Genomic DNA, 18,214 nt, shown 5'->3' with positions numbered 1-18,214 from the left:
GAGGGGGCGGAACGTAAAGCGGTTGACTTTACATAAAAAATCTATGATAATAACTCGCTCGATTCCCTTTTCAAGGGAACCGATTTCTAGAGCAGCAGCGGACAGACCGTCCGATGCTATCCCGATACAAGAAGGTTTCACAGCAGCAGCTGAGTGAAACAGTGAGGAATTACATGTACGCAATTATCAAGACCGGCGGCAAGCAGTACCGTGTCTCCGAAGGCGACCTGCTCAAGGTTGAACTCCTCGGCGACGTCAAGGTTGGCGACAAGGTCACCCTGTCCGAAGTGCTCGCCGTTGGCGAAGGCAAGGAACTGAAGGTCGGCACCCCGACGGTTGAAGGCGCTTCCGTGACCGCTTCCGTGGTCTCCGAAGGCCGTGCCGATAAGGTTCGCATTTTCCAGTTCCGCAAGCGCAAGCACTCCAAGAAGAGCGCTGGCCACCGTCAGTACTACGTCGAGCTGAAGATCGAAACGATCGCGGCTTAATTTAATTAAGTTTTTTCTAGAGGAATAGGAAAAAATGGCACATAAAAAGGGCGGCGGCTCGACCCGCAACGGACGCGATTCCAAGGCTCATCGCATGGGCGTCAAGGTTTTCGGCAGCCAGGTGATCAACGCTGGTTCCATCATTGTTCGCCAGCGCGGCACTGGCTTCCACGCCGGTGACAACGTCGGCATGGGCCGTGACCACACGCTGTTTGCTACCGTTACTGGTACGGTTCAGTTCGAAGTCAAGGGACCCAAGAACCACCAGTACGTCAAGGTTGTCCCGTTGGCCGCCTAATTGGGCAGCTGGCAGCTTTGAATGCAAGAGCCCTGTCGTTTTGCGGCAGGGTTTTTTTGTTGATTGGAAAGAAATAAAGCCCCTTCCGGCAGGGGGCGGGCAGAAACCGGGGAGCCATCCTCCTCGGATCGCCCATTAAGCAGCAAGCTGCCGGAAAACACATCGGCAGAGTCATCGCGCCGCGCGGCAGGAAAGCCGGATGCGGTTTGTAGATATACTCAAAAGACTGGTGTTGAAGGAGCCGCTCCGGGACTTATCTCGGAAGGTGAAAACGAAGGCTGGGCTCCTAAGTAAATGAATACGGGCGGAATGATCCGCCTCGCAGGAAACCACAAGCGGGCTATCGGTGCCGGACGGCATCAGGCCCATACGAAAGAATCAGGCAACAAGGACGGAACTTGCTGTGAAATTTATTGATGAAGCTTCTATTGATGTAATTGGCGGGAACGGCGGCAATGGCTCCGCTTCGTTCCGGCGCGAAAAATTTATTCCCCGCGGCGGCCCGAACGGCGGCGACGGCGGACGAGGCGGCTCGGTGTGGGCTGTCGGCGATGAGAATATCAACACGCTGATTGACTACCGCTTTACGAGAAAGTTTGTGGCGCCGTCAGGCGAACACGGCATGGGCTCCGACTGCTACGGCCGGGCTGGCAAGGACATCATCCTTCGCATGCCAGTCGGTACGATCATCACGGACGAAAAGTCCGGTGAAGTGATCGCCGACCTTTCCGAAAACGGTAAAAAGGCTCTGGTCGCCGCTGGCGGCAAGGGCGGCCTCGGCAACCTCCACTTCAAGAGCCCGACGAACCGTGCTCCCCGTCAGTTCACGCTCGGTGAACCCGGCCAGGCGCGTTCTCTCAAGCTCGAACTGAAGGTCCTCGCAGACGTCGGTCTTCTCGGCTACCCGAACGCGGGCAAGTCCACCTTCATCACGGCGGTGTCGAACGCCCGCCCGAAGATCGCGGACTATCCCTTCACCACGATGTCGCCTCACCTCGGCGTTGTCCGTATCGAGCAGGAAAACAGCTTTGTGATCGCTGATATTCCGGGCCTTATCGAAGGCGCGGCAGAAGGTGCCGGACTCGGTCACGAGTTCCTGCGGCACCTCGAGCGTACGAAGCTCCTCCTGCACATCATCGACGCGATGCCGTTTGATGGTGAGGATCCGATCGAGAAGGCTCACGCACTCGTGCGTGAACTCGGCAAGTACAGTGACACGCTGCTCGCGAAGCCCCGCTGGGTTGTCGTGAATAAGCTCGACCTGGTGCCGGCCGAAGACCGCGAAGAGCTCGTGAAGAAGCTGCGCGACGCACTCTGCCCGGACGGACGTCCGTTCTTCGCGATTTCCGCGGCAACGCGTGAAGGCACGAAGGAAGTCGTGATGGCGATCGCTCAGTTCCTCGACGAACAGCGCCGCGCCGAGCGTCTCAAGGCTGAGGCCGAGCGGAATCCGCGTTTTGCCAACACGGATGAAGCTGCTGAAGAGCCCGCCGCCGAAACTGCGTCTGAGGAAGTAGCCGGCGATAAGGCTGATTCGGAGTAACAACTGAGGGGCCGGATATTCCGGCCCCCTTCATTGCCTGGGGGAGAAGGCATGACAGCGATCAAATCAGTGGTTGCGGATGCGAAGCGCATCGTCATCAAGGTCGGCACAGCGCTGTTGACGGATAACGGCCGTGGGCTCGATGAGAAGGCAATCGCCAATCTCGCCGAAGAGCTTTCCGCTGTGCAGAAGCTCGGCCGTGAGGTGGTTCTCGTCTCTTCAGGCTCCATCGCTGAAGGTGTGAGACGCCTCGGCTGGGAGCGCCGTCCGACTGAGGTTGGACAGCTGCAGGCCGCGGCTGCCGTGGGCCAGATGGGTCTTGCCCAGGCTTACGAAACGGAATTCGCGAAACGCGGCGTAAAGACCGCGCAGATTCTCCTCACCGGAGCGGATCTTGCTGACCGTACGCGTTACCTCAACGCGCGCTCCGCGCTCCTCACGCTGCTCTCCCTTGGCGTCGTTCCCGTGATCAATGAGAACGACACGGTTGTCACGGACGAAATCAAGGTGGGTGATAACGACACCCTGGGTTCCGTGGTGACGAACCTCATTGAAGCCGACGCTCTCGTGATCCTCACGGATCAGAAGGGGCTCTTCACGGCGGATCCGAGAAAGAATCCGGACGCGGTCTTTGTGGACCGTGCCCGTGCCGGAGATCCCGCTTTGGAAAAGATGGCCGGCGGCGCCGCAAGCTCCTTCTCGAAGGGCGGCATGATCACGAAGGTGATCGCGGCGAAGCGCGCCGCTCAGTCAGGCGCGTCGACCGTCATCGTCTATGGACGTGAGCCCCGGGTGCTTCAGCGCCTGGCGGCCGGTGAGACGATCGGAACCGAACTCGTCTGCTATCAGCCGCGGATCCTCGCCCGCAAGTCCTGGATCGCGGATCACCTCAATATTGAAGGCGCGGTGCTCCTCGATGCGGGTGCTGCGCGTGCCATCGTGAAGGGCAATACGAGCCTGCTTCCAGTGGGCGTAAAAGAAGTGCGCGGTGACTTCAAGCGCGGCGATGTGATCGCTGTGCTGTCTCCTGAGGGTGATGAGCTCGCCCGGGGCCTCGCCGGCTACTCGAGCAGCGACACGGTCCGCATTGCCGGTCACCATACTGAAGAGATCGAAGGGATCCTCGGTTTCATTGAGCAGCCTGAGCTGATCCACAAAGACAATCTCGTCATTACGCGCGACTAGGACGGTGTGCGGAGCCGGGCGAGGAGTTCTCCCACCCCGGTTTCCATCACAGGCGGCTGCGTTATAGAATGCGTGAATCTTTCGCGGCCGGTTGTCCCTCTCGCGTTTTGTAATTCAAATCTCTATTTTTAACAGCGGAATTTTCATGAAAGCCCGTCAATTTTTTATTTCCACTCTGAAAGAAGCGCCCGCTGACGCCGACATCGTCAGCCAGCAGCTGATGATCCGCGCCGGCATGATCAAGAAGCTGGCCGCCGGTGTGTACACGTACATGCCGATGGGTCTTCGCGTCATCCGCAAGATCGAGAACATCGTCCGTGAGGAAATGGTCCGTTCGGGAGCGGTCGAACTCCTGATGCCGATCGTGCAGCCGGCCGAGCTCTGGGTTGAGTCGGGCCGCTGGGAAAAGTACGGTCCTGAACTGCTCCGTTTCAAGGATCGTCATCAGCGCGACTTCGTGATTCAGCCGACCTCTGAAGAAGTGATCACGGACATTGCCCGTCAGGAAATCACCTCCTGGCGCCAGCTGCCGGTGAATCTCTTCCAGATTCAGACGAAGTTCCGCGATGAGCGCCGTCCCCGTTTCGGTGTGATGCGCGGCCGTGAATTCATCATGAAGGACGGTTACTCGTTCGACCGTGATGCTGACGCTGCCGGCAAGAGCTACGAAACGATGTTTGACGCCTACTGCCGTATTTTCAACCGCACGGGTCTCGTGTTCCGTCCGGTCGCGGCTGACACGGGTTCCATCGGCGGCAACCGCTCGAATGAATTCCAGGTGATCGCCGATACCGGTGAAGATCTGATCGCTTACTGCCCGGATTCCCAGTACGCCGCGAATATTGAACTCGCGGAGGCTGTGCAGGTCGGCGGCGAACGCGCCGCAGCGACGGAAGAAATGCAGAAGGTTCCGACCCCGGGCCGCGATAAGTGCGAGCTCGTGACGGAACTCCTTGGCCTGCCGCTCACGAAGTCCGTTAAGTCCGTGGTGCTCGCTTCTGACGAGCGCGACGAGGAAGGGAACGTTCTTCCCGCGAAGATCGTCCTCATTCTGCTTCGCGGTGATCACAGCCTGAATGAAGTGAAGGCTGGCAAGCTTCCTGAGCTGAAGAATGGCTTCCGCTTCGCGACTGAAGCCGAAATCCTCAAGGCTTTCGGCAGCAAGCCCGGCTACCTCGGCCCAGTCGGTCTCGATCCGAAGGAAGTGAAGATCTACGCGGACCGCTCCGTGATCAACATGAGCGACTTCGTGGTCGGCGCGAACGAGGAAGGTTTCCACCTCCGCGGCGTGAATTTCGGCCGTGATCTTCCCGAACCCGAAGTGGCGGATCTCCGTAACGTCGTCGAGGGCGACCCGTCGCCGGACGGCAAGGGCACGCTGAAGCTGCAGCGCGGTATCGAAGTGGGCCATGTGTTCTACCTCGGCACCAAGTATTCCGAAGCGATGCACGCGACCTACCTCGACGAAGAGGGCAAGTCCCGCGTTCTCGAAATGGGCTGCTACGGTATCGGCATTTCCCGCGTCGCGGGCGCAGCCATTGAGCAGAACCACGACGACCGCGGCATGATCTGGCCGGACGCCATCGCGCCGTTCACGGTCGCGATCTGCCCGATGGGCTACAAGAGAAGCGAAGCCGTGCAGAAGGTCTGCGACGAACTGCATGACAAGCTTGCGGCTGAAGGGATTGACGTGATCCTCGATGACCGTGATCTGCGTCCGGGTCCGATGTTCGCTGACTGGGAACTGATCGGTGTTCCGCACCGCATCGTGGTCGGTGACCGCGGCCTGAAGAACGGCGAAATCGAATACGCGAACCGCCGTACGCTTGATCAGAAGGAAATGGTGAAGGTTGAAGACGCCGTTGCCTTTATCAAGAGCAAGCTGAAGGCCTGATAAGCTGAAGGCATCAAAAAAGCCGGGTCACGAAAGTGATCCGGCTTTTGCTATGCGGGAAATGAATTGATCAGATAATCCCGCGGGCGAGCGGGGTGATGATGATCAGAATCACCTGGCAGAGAATGAAAACGAGGATCGGGGAGAGGTCAAATCCCTTGATCATCGGAATCAGGCGGCGCGCGGGTCGCAGGAACGGGTCCACGAGGTAGCCAAGCGTCCGGGTGACAGGGGACGCGGACTGAAGCCAGGAGAGCACCACCCAGATCACGGTGCCCCAGAGCACCATCTCAGTGCCCCAGCGGATCAGGAGTGCGAAAGGCGACACCACCAGTCCGAGAATCGACATCGGAATGCCGAAAAGGAGACGTGAGAGGATGGAGGACAGGATCGCGACACCGAACGCGGACAATATCGCCGGCCAGTGCCACTTGCCGGACGCGCGCATGGTCTTCGCCACCGGCAGCACGAGCCAGTCGGTCAGCGCGATGCAGAAACGCGCGATCGGATCCGCTGTCGGGATAGCCTGAGCGTAGACCCAGGCCCTCAGGAGCAGCACCGAGCCAAGCAGTGCCGTGAACAGATCAACGAGGTAACCGAGTAGATGAGCAAAAGTATTCATTCAGGATTAGTGCAATACGAGTTTTCTCTTGTACCTGCATATTAACTGATTCACAATTGAAGGGAACCTTTTGACCGTGGGCATTAATCGTGTTTCGCCTAAAATGCCCACATGACTAAGAAATCCTGCCGGGCCGCGCGGCACCTCTGACCGCCTGACGCTCTGCGGGGAAAGAATTTTCATGATGGAAAACGGAATTTTGCTGTCGCTGGCCGCTGCGGCCATTTACTGCGTCTCGGGTGGCGTGGTGCTCTCTTCACTCAGGAAGCGGGGCGCCAAGGTGCCGACCTGGATGCTGCTTATTGTCGTCGCCGCTGTGGTGCTGCATGGCTTTGCCCTGAAGACACAGATCTTTCCGGCCCCCGGTCAGACGCTCTTTGGTTTCGGGCCTGCAGTGTCCGGAGCGATGCTGCTCGGATTCACGGTGCTCGCGTTTGTATCCGCGGTGAAGCGTGTCGGACCGGTGTTCGGTGTCAGCGCGTTTATCACGGCGGTGGCTGCCCTGATGCCGCTGGTGTTCCCTGGTGAACCGATTGAAATGGCGGAGTGGACGCCGCTCTTCCGGGTGCATCTGTCTCTTGGGCTCCTCACCTACGGGCTCCTTACGGTGGATGTCGTGCAGGCGATTCTGATGGAGTGCCAGAACCGGCGGTTCCGTTTCTCGTCAGACCCGGTCCCGCAGAGCGGCATTCTCTCCACGCTTCCCCCAATCCTGGTGATGGAACAGGTTTTTTTCTATATCCTTCTCACCGCGTTCCTCGTGCTTTCTGTACTTCTCGTAACAGGAGCCCTCGTGACGCAGCAGTATTATGGGACGCTCTTCCATCTCGATCACAAGACCTTCCTCACCTGGGCGAGCTGGCTGCTCTGCGGCATTCTGACCGCGGGACACTGGATTCTCGGCTGGCGGGGCAGAAAGGCTCTCGCCTGGTTCTGGATCCTGTGCGGCGTTTATGTGATTGCGTATCTGGGATACGCTTTCTTCCTTGAATACATTCTCATCTGAGAAGTGAGTGCCAAATGGGTCTGATTAAACTACTCCCGTGGATCATCATCATTGTTGTTGCCTTAGTCTATTTCTCCCGCCAGAAGCAGCGCCGTGAGAAGGAACAGATGGAGGAAGAACTGTGCGAGATGCGCCGCCGGCTCGAAGAGCGCGAGCGGAACCGTGATGTGGCCTCCTCGGGCGAAATGGCGCAGTGCCCTCACTGCGGCACGTTCTTCCCGAAGAATGAGGGAGTCGTGAAGAACGGCAAACTCTACTGCTCGAAGAAGTGCGCGAGGCTCGACTGAGAAGAAGAGCATGCTGAGGAAAACTGGCTGCGAGCCGTCTTTCAGAATCAGCGATGAAGGCTGGGCAGAGGGCGCCGTCCGCTGCCCGAGCACTCATTCGGACGAGCGTCCGGCGGGGTCTCCGATTGACCTTCTCGTGATCCACAATATTTCGCTTCCGCCCGGAGAGTTCGGGACGGGATGCGTGCAGCGATTCTTCACAGACCGTCTTTCAGTGGATGAGCATCCGACCTTTGAGTCGCTCCGTGACCTTCATGTCGCCTCTCACTTCCTGATTGAACGTACGGGAACCGTGACGCAGTTTCTTCCCTGCACAGCGCGGGGATGGCACGCCGGCATTTCCTCCTTTGAAGGCCGGAGCCGCTGCAACGATTTTTCGATCGGGATCGAGATTGAGGGAACGGATTTCTGTCCCTTTGAAGAGGCGCAGTACGCGGCTCTCGTAAAGCTCGCCCGGGCGATCATCCTCCGCTATCCGATCCGGGCCGTTGCCGGTCACAGCGATATCGCGCCTGGCCGGAAGACCGATCCGGGTCCGTTCTTCGACTGGAGCCGGCTCGCGGTGCCGGAGATCCTCGGCTGCGGGGTCTCCTTTCCGTTCTTTAAAGCGTGCGGGCTCACTATTTAAGCTCCCAACACTTTAAAATCACACAGCACGGGCGGCGTCTCGCTGACGCCGCCTGACGCTAATTCTCTGCTCTGGCGGGCAGGCGCATTGAACCAGTCTGCGCCGGATGCCCTCCCGGGCCACCCTATTATTCATACAGAAAAATGCTTGATACTCTTACCCAGCGCTTAGCCAAAGTTGTGAAGACCATGCGGGGTCAGGCCCGCATTACGGAAGAAAACTCGAAGGAGATGCTCCGCGAGGTGAGGCTGGCGCTGCTGGAGGCCGACGTCGCACTGCCGGTCGTGCGTGAACTCACGAACCGCATCAAGGAAAAGGCGCTCGGCGAGGAAGTGGTCGGAAGCCTGAACCCGGGCCAGGTTCTCGTGAGCATCGTGCAGCGTGAGCTGACGGCTGTGATCGGCGGCGATCTGCCCGAGAAGGAGCGCGAGATCAATCTCGCCTGCACGCCTCCCGCGATCATCCTGCTCGCCGGTCTTCAGGGTGCCGGTAAAACGACGACTGCCGGCAAACTCGCCCGCTGGCTGATCCGCAATCAGAAGAAGAAGGTTCTCACGGTTTCCGCTGACGTCTACCGCCCTGCGGCTATCGAACAGCTGAAGACGGTGTCTGAGCAGGCCGGCGCTGAATTCTTCCCGAGCACGACTGATCAGAAGCCGCTCGACATTGCAGCCGCGGCGCTCGATTACGCAAAGCGTCATTTCTTCGACGTGCTGATCGTCGATACGGCAGGCCGCCTCTCGATTGATGAGCGCATGATGCAGGAAGCGTCAGACCTGTCCGCCTTCCTGAAGCCGATCGAAACGTTCTTCGTGGTCGACGCGATGGTGGGCCAGGACGCGATCAACACGGCAAAAGTTTTCAACGACCGGCTGCCGCTCACCGGCATCATCCTCACGAAGGTGGACGGTGACTCCCGCGGCGGCGCGGCGCTTTCTGTCCGCCAGGTGACCGGTAAGCCGATCAAGTTCATCGGTACGGGCGAAAAGCTCGACGGCTTCGATACGTTTAATCCGGAAGCCATGGCGAGCCGCATTCTCGGCATGGGCGACATCGTCGCTCTGGTGCGCGATGTCACATCGAATATCGACGCCGAAAAGGCGAAGAAGATCGCTGACCGCGTGAGAAAGTCCGGCCGTCTCGATCTGAATGACTTCCGTGAGCAGATGATTCAGATGCGCGGCATGGGATCCATGTCAAGCCTCATCGATAAGCTCCCGGCCGCGATGCAGGAAGCGGCCGCGAAGCAGAATGTGTCTGACGCTGACGCGGACCGCATGATCCGCCGCACGATCGGCATCATCGACTCGATGACGCCGGCTGAGCGCCATCACCCGGAACTCATCAAGGCAAGCCGCAAGCGCCGCATCGCAGCCGGTGCGGGGCTCCCTGTGCAGGAAGTGAATAAGCTTCTGAAGCAGTACGATCAGATGACTGAAGTGATGAAGCGCATGAAGAAGGGCGGACTCTCGAAGCTGCTCCGCATGGCCGGCGGCCGCTTCCCCGGCATGGGGGGAGGGTTCCCGGGCTTCGGCGGCGGCCGTCCGTTCTGATCCTGTAAGGAGTAAACCGCGGAATGAGGATTCTCGGGATCGACCCTGGTCTCAATAAAACGGGGTTCAGCGTGATCGACATGAATGCCGGCAGTTTTACGCTGATCACCGCGGGCGTCTTCCGCGTGCCTAAGGGAGAGCTGTCTTCAAGGCTCTCCCACATCTTCCGCTGCATTCAGGAGCTCGCGGCTGAGTATCACCCTGATATTGCGGCGTGCGAAAAAGTCTTTGCCAACGTGAATCCGCAGTCGACGCTGCTTCTCGGTCAGGCGCGAGGCGCCGCGATCTGCAGCGCCGCGGTCGCGGGGCTCCCGGTGCGGGAATTCACGCCGACCGAAATCAAGCAGGCGGTCACCGGTTCAGGGCGGGCTGAGAAGCCGCAGATCCAGGCGATGATGGTCCGTATCTTCAGCCTGCCTGAGAATCCTCAGGCGGACGCGGCGGACGCTATGGCCTGCGCGCTGACAGCTGCGCAGACTGAAGCGATGACAGCGCTTACCGGGGCCGCCAAAACCTCGATGGGCAACGCCCGTTTCACTTCGCGCGGCGGCGCGAAATCATCCCGCCGGGCGTGGGCCGCCCGGGTCGCGGAAATGAAAGGAGATAAACCGTGATAGCGATCCTCAAGGGAAAGCTTGAAGAGAAGCAGACAACGGGCATCGTGCTCGACGTGAACGGTGTGGGCTACGAGCTTGCCGTTCCGATGTCGACCTTCTGCAATCTGCCGGACGCGGGGCGTGAGGTGAGGCTCTACGTGCAGATGGTGGTGCGTGAGGACGCAATTCTGCTTTACGGGTTTCTGACCCGCGAGGAGAAGTCCGCTTTCCAGGCGCTCGTGAAGGTGAGCGGTATCGGCTCCAAGACCGCGCTCGCTGTCCTCTCCGGGATGTCTGTGCAGGATCTGGCCTCCGCCGTTTCGAATGAGCAGAGTGATCTCCTCACGCGTGTTCCGGGTATCGGAAAGAAGACCGCGGCAAGGCTCGTCCTCGAGCTGAAGGGAAAGCTGGGGCCGGAACTCGAAGCCGCCGCCGTGGGTCCCCAGGGCACCGCGCCGAGCAGCGTTCAGGCCGATGTTATCGCGGGTCTCGTGGCGCTCGGCTACAGCGAACGCGACGCCGCGGCGGCTGCCCGCAATATTCCGCCTGACGCGACGGCCGCGGAAGGCATCCGTATCGCGCTTCGCTATCGGAACTGAGACGGTACGCCGGGGCTTGATAAGGCAGGACAGAAAGAATGGAAAATGTTGAAAGGATCGTGACGGCGGCAGCCGTTTCGCCGAACGAAGAAAACGTCGACCGGGCGCTTCGCCCGACACTGCTCTCCGAGTATGTCGGTCAGGAGCTTGTGCGCGATCAGCTGTCGATCTTCATCGCGGCGGCAAAGCGCCGCGGCGAGCCGCTCGACCATCTGCTGCTCTTTGGGCCTCCGGGCCTCGGGAAAACGACGCTTGCCCACATCGTGGCAAACGAAATGGGAGTGAATCTCCGTCAGACCTCAGGCCCTGTGCTTGAGCGCCCCGGGGATCTTGCTGCCATTCTCACGAATCTCGAGAAGGGGGACATCCTCTTCATCGATGAAATTCATCGTCTGTCTCCTGTCGTCGAGGAAATCCTTTACCCGGCGCTGGAAGATTTCCAGATTGACATCATGATCGGCGAGGGACCGGCTGCCCGCTCGATCAAGCTCGATCTTCCGCCCTTCACGCTGATCGGCGCGACAACCCGCTCCGGCATGCTTACGAACCCGCTCCGGGCCCGTTTCGGCATTGTGAATCAGCTGCAGTTCTATACGGTTGAGGAACTTTCGAAGATTGTCTGCCGGTCGGCGAAGCTTCTTAATGTCGAGGTGGAGCCTGACGGTGCCCGTGAGATCGCGCAGCGAAGCCGCGGCACGCCCCGTATCGCGAACCGGCTCCTTCGCCGTGTCCGTGACTATGCGGAGGTGAAGCATGGCGGCGTGATCACGCGGGACGTCGCGGACGGCGCACTCCGGATGCTGGGTGTCGACGCGAAGGGGCTTGACGGCATGGATCAGCGCTTCATTCTTTCGATTATCGAGAAATTCGGAGGCGGCCCTGTCGGTATTGATAACCTCGCGGCCGCGGTCGGCGAAGAGCGCGATACGCTGGAGGATGTCGTCGAACCGTACCTCATCCAGCAGGGCTTCATTCAGCGGACGCCTCGCGGCCGCGTGGCGACTGAAGCCTCTTACCGCCACTTCGGCTACACGCAGTCGAAGGGCGGTCAGTCAGACCTCTTCTAAATACCGCCGAGTCTCGGGACTGCGTCAAGCAGCTCCCGGGTATAGGTGGAGGCGGGGTGCTGAAGCACGTCTTCAAGCGGCCCCTCTTCCACAATTTTCCCCGACCTCATCACCGCCACCCGATCGGCGATGTATTCGACCACGCCGAAGTTATGCGTGATGAGGAGATACGCGATTCCGGTTTCCCGCTGGATGCGGCCGAGGAGATTCAGAATCTGTGCCTGAACCGAGACATCCAGTGCTGAAGTGGGCTCATCACAGATGATGAGTTTCGGCTCCGGGGCGAGCGCTCTCGCGATAGCGATACGCTGCCGCTGACCGCCTGAAAACTCATGCGGATAGCGTCTCAGGGCATCCTCCCGGAGTCCCACCCGGCTGAGGAGTCCCCGGATCCGCTCTGACTTTTCTTCCCGGCTCATATCAGGGCGCAGGCTTTCAAGCGCTTCAAGAAGCGTCTCACCGACGGTCATCCGGGGGTCGAGCGACGAAAAGGGATCCTGGAAAATGATCTGCGCGGCCTGCCGCAGCGCCTTGAGGTTCTTTCCCTTCGGAGAAGCGGTGTCCTCACCGCAGATCCGGATGCTTCCCGAGATTTTCGCTTCCTTTCCGAGAAGCCTCAGGATGGCTTTTCCCGCGGTGGTTTTGCCGCTTCCGGATTCGCCGACCAGCGCGAGCGTCTCATTCTCCCGCAGCGTGATATCAATCCCGTCCACCGCGTGAACATAGTCTTTATCCGTGCGGAAGAGTTTCCGTCCTTCCGGGAACCAGACGCGGAGCCCTTTCGCTTCAAGAAGCGTCCGGCCGGGCGCGGCCTTCGGGGGAAGCGGCGGCTCATCGTCAGTCCGGGTCTTTTCCGAGTAAGGACGGATACAGGCGCAGGCGTGAACGTCTGAGATCGGTTTCAGAGGAATCGTCCCCTCACGGCAGGCGTCCACGGCCCAGAGACAGCGGGGCGCGAACCGGCAGCCTTCGATCGGCTGCAGAAAGTCCGGGACGGTGCCGGGGATGCTGGCGAGAAGCTTCCCCTTCCGGGCGGTTGAGGGGAGAGCCGCGAGAAGCTGCTTCGCGTAAGGGTGAGCCTGGTGAGAGAAGAATTCATCCGCCGGCGCCTGCTCCACGATTTCTCCCGCGTACATCAGCGCGACGTAATGCGCCATCTTGCGGACAACCGCGAGGTCATGCGTGATGAGGAGAAGCGACAGACTGCGTTCCGCCTGGAGTCTGAGAAGCAGATCGAGAATCTGTTTCTGCAGCGTCACATCGAGCGCCGTGGTCGGCTCATCCGCGATCACGAGGTCCGGGTCACCGGCAAGCGCCATCGCGATCATGCAGCGCTGTTTCTGCCCGCCGGAAAGCTGGAACGGGAACGCGTTCACGCGTTTCTCAGGTTCCGGAATGCCGACCCGGCGGAGCCAGGCGATCTCTTCCTCGGTTTTCTCCTTTCCTTTCAGCCCAAGGTGCCGGGAGAGCACTTCGCCAATCTGATCCCCGACCGTCATCACGGGGTTAAGCGACGTGGAGGGCTCCTGGAAGATCATTCCGATCCGGCGGCCCCGCACCGCCTGCATGACGCTTTCCGGGACCGGAAAAAGATCCTCACCCGAGAGCGTATCCGTGCCGGATAGAATCCGGGCGTTCCCGGGCAGCAGCCGCATGACGGAAAGCGCGGTCATCGATTTTCCGCAGCCGGACTCCCCAACCAGCGCGAGCGTTTTCCCTTTCGGGATGCTGAGCGAAATGCCGCTCACCGGGCGGATCGGCCCGCGCGGCGTATCCACCTCGATTTCAAGGTTCCGCAGTTCAAGGAGAGTTTTTTCGTCCGTCATTTTCCGCTCCCGCTGTAAGACCTCGGGTCAAAGGCGTCGCGGACCGCAGAGGCGAAGAGATTCGCGCTCAGCACCACGGCGACCATGAAGATGAAGGCCGCGAAAAGATTCCACCAGACGGTCGGTGTCCGGGACATTTCGTTCCGTGCCGCGTTGATCATCGAGCCAAAGGAATTCATCGAAGGATCGACGCCGACCCCGATATAGGAAAGCACCGCTTCGTAAAGCACAATGTCCGAGAACCCGATCACCGACACAATGAGGATGATGTGAAGCACATTCGGGAGAATGTGCCGGCGCATGATGACGCCGGAGGGCGTACCGCAGGCGCGGGCCGCCGTAATGAAGTCGAGCCCTGAGAGCTTCATGGTTTCGGCGCGAAGGAGTCTCGCGAGTGACGCCCAGCCCGTGACACCGATGATCGCGGCAATGAAGAAGAGCTTCGCGTCACCCCGTTCAAGGGAGGTCGGGAGAAGCAGCGGATGCTGATCGATAAAAACCTGAATCATGAGCGCTGTGGCCGCGATCAGAAGCACCGAGGGAATTGAGCTGATCGTCGTATAGAGGTACTGCACGACATCATCCACCCAGCCGCGGAAGAACCCCGCGGCGATCCCGAAGAACACGGCAAACGGGAGCATCGTGATCGTGGAGAGTGACCCGAGCACAAAAGCCGTGCGGAGACTCTTTACGGCCTGATAGAGAACATCGTTTCCCGTTTTATCAGTGCCGAACGGGTGATAGGCGCTCCAGAGGAAGAGAAGAAGGAGTGCGGCGAGGATGAGGCCGGATGCGGCTGCGGCGAACCCTCCGCGGCCCCTGATTGCCCGTCTGAGACGCGCGGAACGCTTTTCCCCGGGGACCGCCGGTGTGCGGCTGAGAATCAGCGCGGCCGCTGCGGCCGACACGAGGGCCCAGACCGAAAGCGCGGCAAGCGCCCGGAGCGCCACATCGCGGTTTCGGTCAGACGCGGTTTTCGCATCCGGTGTGATCCCCTTCAGGTGGGCGAAGATCCGGACGGGTTTCCCGTCCACGAGAGCCGAGGTTTTATCAAACTCGGTAATCGCGAAGGGAGAGGAGTAGCTCCGCTCGCGCCCGGCGATCCAGTTCCCCACGGTGCTGTCGAGTAGCGACACGGTGGAGGCGGAATACGCCGGGGATTCTCCCGGGGCAGACGCGAGCTGCGGCCTGAAGTGAATGGAGTCCGCGAGTCCCAGAACGAAAAAGACGAGAAGAATCACGCAGGACGCCTGCGGGATGGGGCGGGAAAAGACCCGGCTCCATTTTTCCCGGGTCCGGGGGCTGCGGCGCACGTAAATGAAGGACGCGATCAGGACCGCGGTGATGAGCCACATCACGGCGTCAGTCGGCAGAAAGACGAAAAGCGGCATGTCGGACCTCCTAGCTCAGTCTCACCCGGGGATCCGCGACCGTGTAAGCAATGTCGGTGAGGATCAGACCGAGGATATAGAGCGCGGTGCCGAGGAAAACCATCGCGCGGACAATCGAAAAGTCCTGATCATTGATTGCGTCGATCGTGTAGCTGCCGAGACCTGGAATGCCGAAGAAGCTTTCCATGACAAGCGACCCCATGAAGAGAAGCGGGATCACGGCAACGGTCGACGTGATGATCGGGAGAGACGCATTCCGGAGAACGTGGAGGAAGAGAATCCGGGATTCGGGCATTCCTTTCGCGCGCGCTGTTCTCACGTAATCCTTTCCGATCTCCTCGAGGAACATCGTGCGGTAGAGGAGCGTGTCGCTCCCCATGCGGGAGAGAACCCCGATCGCGACCGGAAGGATCAGGAATACGGCGGCGTGCCAGCCGTTCGCGTATCCCGAGATCGGCACGAGTTTCATGAGGCGCGCGAAAAGCCACTGCCCCACGATGATGTAGAAGAGGCTTGAGATCGACATCAGGATGACGCAGCCGACGAGCCCTCCGGACTCGAGCCGCGTTCGCCTGAAGAGCACGATGAGGAGCGCGAGACTTGTCATTGCGATCACGCCGAGCAGAAATGTCGGAAGCGCGAGCGCGAGGGAGGGCCACGCGCGGTCCGCGATTTCCTTATTGATGCTGCGGCCCCGGTCGCTCGTTCCGAAATCCATCCGGAGCAGCGGCACAGACCGTTCCCAGAAAATCGTCTTCGTCACTTTTTCCGTGCCGGGCGCGCTGCCGTTCCAGATGAGCGGCTTATCGTATCCATGCACGTGCTTCCAGTCCGCGATCGCTTCGGCGGATACATACTTGCCGCCGATCGCGATGCGCGCCATGTCGTCCGGCGTGTTCACGGCGAAGAAGATGAGAAAGGTGAGCAGATTCACGCCGAGCAGGATCAGGAATCCGTAGACAATCCGGCGGAGCAGGTAGCGGATCATGATTTCTCCTTTCCGGTGTCGCGGCCGAAGGCGTCAAGCCGGGAGCGTTTCTTCACGGCGCGGATGAGGAGCGCGGCAGCCGCGGCGCCTCCCAGCGCGAGGAGAATGAGCGGCCACCAGACGGGCTGGTTCCACTCACGGATTTTCTCAGCCCGGAGGGGTGTATCCAGCTTCAGGTACTGCAGCGAATTCCGGACCATGGCGGAGGGCTTCGCGTTCCCCACCCACTGATGGTAGGCAGCCGCGGACCGCGGCGCGTAGCCGAAGCTCCAGGGGGCGTCCTCCTGAACAATCTGAATCATTTTTTGCACGACGGCATCTTTTTCCGGTCCCTCGTCGAGGTACTTCATGCGGTCAAAGAGCCGGTCAAATTCAGGCGACCGGTAGTTCGCGGCATTTTCCCCGCTTCCCTTGGTTACCGCTTTGGCGTTCGGCCCATAGAGGAGCGAGAGGAAGTTTTCCGGATCCGGATAGTCAGCTAGCCATCCCCAGAGGAAGATCTGATCGGATCCCCGGATCATCTTGTCCTGGAACCGGTTGTAGTCGGTCGCGCGGATTTCAAGCTGAATGCCAAGCTTCGCGAACTGCTTCTGATACCAGTCGAGAAGCGGCTTCGCATCCGAGGCGGACTGCTGGAAGTCGAGCGCGAGTGTCAGCGGCCGCCCGGTTCTGAGGTCACGGCCGCCGGGGTAGCCAGCCTTCACCATGAGCGCCCGGGCGTCCGCGAGAGAGCGCCGCGCCGGCCGGCCGGAAGCGGTCATGCGGTACACCACCGGATTCATCTCATTAAACCGGGGATCGATTCCCGGCGGGATCGGTCCCATGAGCGGGATCGCCTGATCCTTCTGGAAAATCGCGATTTCCTCTTCCCAGTCGATCGCGATCGAAATCGCCTGACGGAGCGCGCGGTGACGCGCGGCCTCTTCAGGCGTCTTTCCGGCGCCTACCACCGGATCCATCATGTTGAAGCCGAGGTAGCCGTTTGAGAGGTCAACAGTGCGGGGGAATTGGATCTTTTTCTCGGCGTACTCGCGCGCGAGTTCCGGCGAATCCGCGGCTTCGACGAGGAACCCCTGTCCGACATCCGAGCGGTCAATCGCGGGGCTGTCGTAGTATCCCTGAAGGAACTTGGTGCGGAGCGGAATCGCTTCCTTTTCCATCGTAAAAACGATGCGGTCAATGAAGGGGAGAGGCTTTCCGCAGTCAGCGAGCAGCCCTTTTTCACGATCCCCCGGAGCTCCCTCACAGGGGTAGGCGGAAAAGTGAAAATCCGGATTCCTCGAGAGCACGTGACGTCGGTTTTCTTCGTACGCCGTCATCATGTAGGGACCAGTGCCGACCGGCCACCAGGCGAGCCCGATACTGTTCTCCTTAAATCCCGGATTCGCGTAGAACGCTTCGGCCTCCCACGGGACCGGGGCGAAGAAGCTCATCGTGAGCCAGTCCTGGAACTGCGGGTACTTGCCCCGGATCCGGATCACGAGCGTATGCGGGTCGGGAGCCGAGACACCATTCTCGGGGAATGGAATCTTCCGCAGATCAAGAAACGCAGGATGGTGCTCAGCGGCATCCTCTCGCCGGATGGCGTCCCGCATTTCGCGGAGCCCGATGATGTGGGAGGAAAGCGTTGAGAAGGCCGGGCTGACGACGCGCGGCGACGCGATCCGCTTGATCGCGTAGACATAGTCCTCTGCCGTAAGCTCGCGGGTGCCTTTGAGCGGGAGGTCAAGCGGGCTCTTCAGCGCGGCGGCTTTTTCGGGGGCGAGATCAAAGTAGGCGGGTTTCCCGTCCGAGGTCTTCGCGAAAGCCGGATGCGGCGCGAAACGGATTCCGGACCGGATCGGGATGCTGTAGCGGCTTTCCGCAATGAGAGACGGATCCGCGTTCTGCGGGAGCTCGCGGCCCGCTTTATCGAAATAGCGGGGAACCGCGAGTGACACCGCTGTGAGCGGCACCACCTCATACGGTCTTTTCAGATAATGGTACTGATAGGGTGGCTCGTATATGCTGTACACGTAGGCGGTTTCGTCAGATGAATAAGAAACCGCGGGATCCAGGGTTTTCGGGCTTCTGCCGGAGAACGGGGAGTACAGCGTATTTTCGCTGCCATTGGTGCCGGGTCTCGGTGAATTCACCGGGCCGCAGGCTGAGACGAGCAGCGCGAGTCCGAGGGACGTGAGCAAAAGAAAACGGCGTCCTGCCGACCGAGCCGCTTTCGGGCTGAAAAGACTGAACTCCATAAA

General features: G+C 60.1%; 17 protein-coding genes. 12 read left to right on the top strand and 5 right to left on the bottom strand.

From position 1 onward, the window contains the following. Window positions 1-173 precede the first annotated feature (173 nt). From rplU to M4NBBH2_RS02110, 5 genes are all read left to right on the top strand, one after another. Window positions 174-488, top strand: a complete 315-nt coding sequence (gene rplU, locus M4NBBH2_RS02130) for a 50S ribosomal protein L21 (RefSeq protein WP_022443775.1) — start codon at window positions 174-176, stop codon at window positions 486-488. Window positions 489-522: 34 nt separating this feature from the next. Then, complete coding sequence (gene rpmA, locus M4NBBH2_RS02125) at window positions 523-786, top strand: 50S ribosomal protein L27 (RefSeq protein WP_022443774.1); 264 nt, start codon at window positions 523-525, stop codon at window positions 784-786. 403 nt (window positions 787-1,189) lie between these two features. Then, entirely contained in the window at window positions 1,190-2,329 is a 1,140-nt protein-coding gene (gene obgE / locus M4NBBH2_RS02120; protein ID WP_116269525.1) for a GTPase ObgE, read from the top strand. A 51-nt stretch (window positions 2,330-2,380) separates the two neighbouring features. Continuing rightward, the gene (proB, locus tag M4NBBH2_RS02115) at window positions 2,381-3,514 is read left to right on the top strand and encodes a glutamate 5-kinase (RefSeq protein WP_116269524.1); all 1,134 of its coding nucleotides are present in this window, start codon (window positions 2,381-2,383) and stop codon (window positions 3,512-3,514) included. A 145-nt stretch (window positions 3,515-3,659) separates the two neighbouring features. Next, window positions 3,660-5,408 carry a proline--tRNA ligase gene (locus tag M4NBBH2_RS02110; RefSeq protein WP_116269523.1) on the top strand — a complete coding sequence of 583 codons (1,749 nt, stop codon included), beginning with the start codon at window positions 3,660-3,662 and terminating at the stop codon, window positions 5,406-5,408. Between the two features lie 70 nt (window positions 5,409-5,478). Here the strand turns inward: M4NBBH2_RS02110 and M4NBBH2_RS02105 are convergent, their stop codons facing one another. Next, on the bottom strand, window positions 5,479-6,030 hold the full coding sequence (locus M4NBBH2_RS02105; protein ID WP_116269522.1) for a YggT family protein: 552 nt from the start codon (window positions 6,028-6,030) through the stop codon (window positions 5,479-5,481). 181 nt (window positions 6,031-6,211) lie between these two features. On the opposite strand from M4NBBH2_RS02105, the gene M4NBBH2_RS02100 reads away from it, so the two are divergent. From M4NBBH2_RS02100 to ruvB, 7 genes are all read left to right on the top strand, one after another. Beyond that, window positions 6,212-7,036 (top strand): cytochrome C assembly family protein, encoded by an 825-nt coding sequence (locus tag M4NBBH2_RS02100; RefSeq protein WP_116269521.1) that lies wholly within the window; start codon window positions 6,212-6,214, stop codon window positions 7,034-7,036. Between the two features lie 14 nt (window positions 7,037-7,050). Further along, the gene (locus M4NBBH2_RS02095) at window positions 7,051-7,323 is read left to right on the top strand and encodes a PP0621 family protein (protein ID WP_116269520.1); all 273 of its coding nucleotides are present in this window, start codon (window positions 7,051-7,053) and stop codon (window positions 7,321-7,323) included. Between the two features lie 10 nt (window positions 7,324-7,333). Beyond that, on the top strand, window positions 7,334-7,951 hold the full coding sequence (gene ampD / locus M4NBBH2_RS02090) for a 1,6-anhydro-N-acetylmuramyl-L-alanine amidase AmpD (RefSeq protein ID WP_116269519.1): 618 nt from the start codon (window positions 7,334-7,336) through the stop codon (window positions 7,949-7,951). Between the two features lie 143 nt (window positions 7,952-8,094). Continuing rightward, the gene (gene ffh / locus M4NBBH2_RS02085) at window positions 8,095-9,504 is read left to right on the top strand and encodes a signal recognition particle protein (RefSeq protein ID WP_116269518.1); all 1,410 of its coding nucleotides are present in this window, start codon (window positions 8,095-8,097) and stop codon (window positions 9,502-9,504) included. A gap of 23 nt (window positions 9,505-9,527) precedes the next feature. Next, the gene (gene ruvC / locus M4NBBH2_RS02080; RefSeq protein WP_116269517.1) at window positions 9,528-10,118 is read left to right on the top strand and encodes a crossover junction endodeoxyribonuclease RuvC; all 591 of its coding nucleotides are present in this window, start codon (window positions 9,528-9,530) and stop codon (window positions 10,116-10,118) included. Further along, entirely contained in the window at window positions 10,115-10,699 is a 585-nt protein-coding gene (gene ruvA, locus M4NBBH2_RS02075; RefSeq protein WP_116269516.1) for a Holliday junction branch migration protein RuvA, read from the top strand. Before ruvC ends, ruvA begins: the two co-directional genes overlap by 4 nt. Before the next feature lie 38 nt (window positions 10,700-10,737). Then, a complete protein-coding gene (gene ruvB / locus M4NBBH2_RS02070) occupies window positions 10,738-11,766 on the top strand; it encodes a Holliday junction branch migration DNA helicase RuvB (protein WP_116269515.1) in 1,029 nt (342 codons plus the stop codon). Here the strand turns inward: ruvB and M4NBBH2_RS02065 are convergent. Genes M4NBBH2_RS02065 through M4NBBH2_RS02050 form a run of 4 tightly spaced genes read right to left on the bottom strand, consistent with a single transcriptional unit; the run spans window position 11,763 to window position 18,211 of the window. Beyond that, entirely contained in the window at window positions 11,763-13,592 is a 1,830-nt protein-coding gene (locus M4NBBH2_RS02065) for an ABC transporter ATP-binding protein (RefSeq protein ID WP_116269514.1), read from the bottom strand. The two genes, ruvB and M4NBBH2_RS02065, sit on opposite strands and share 4 nt — an antisense overlap. After that, on the bottom strand, window positions 13,589-14,983 hold the full coding sequence (locus tag M4NBBH2_RS02060; RefSeq protein WP_116269513.1) for an ABC transporter permease: 1,395 nt from the start codon (window positions 14,981-14,983) through the stop codon (window positions 13,589-13,591). The genes M4NBBH2_RS02065 and M4NBBH2_RS02060 overlap by 4 nt, the downstream gene beginning before the upstream one ends. Before the next feature lie 10 nt (window positions 14,984-14,993). Next, on the bottom strand, window positions 14,994-15,971 hold the full coding sequence (locus tag M4NBBH2_RS02055) for an ABC transporter permease (protein WP_116269512.1): 978 nt from the start codon (window positions 15,969-15,971) through the stop codon (window positions 14,994-14,996). Next, window positions 15,968-18,211, bottom strand: coding sequence for an ABC transporter substrate-binding protein (locus tag M4NBBH2_RS02050; RefSeq protein WP_116269511.1), 2,244 nt, complete (start codon window positions 18,209-18,211; stop codon window positions 15,968-15,970). Before M4NBBH2_RS02050 ends, M4NBBH2_RS02055 begins: the two co-directional genes overlap by 4 nt. Between the last annotated feature and the right edge of the window lie 3 nt (window positions 18,212-18,214).

The sequence above is a fragment of the Mesosutterella multiformis genome, from assembly GCF_003402575.1.
Taxonomy (GTDB): domain Bacteria; phylum Pseudomonadota; class Gammaproteobacteria; order Burkholderiales; family Burkholderiaceae_F; genus Mesosutterella; species Mesosutterella multiformis.
This window is presented reverse-complemented; position numbering and strand designations above follow the sequence as displayed.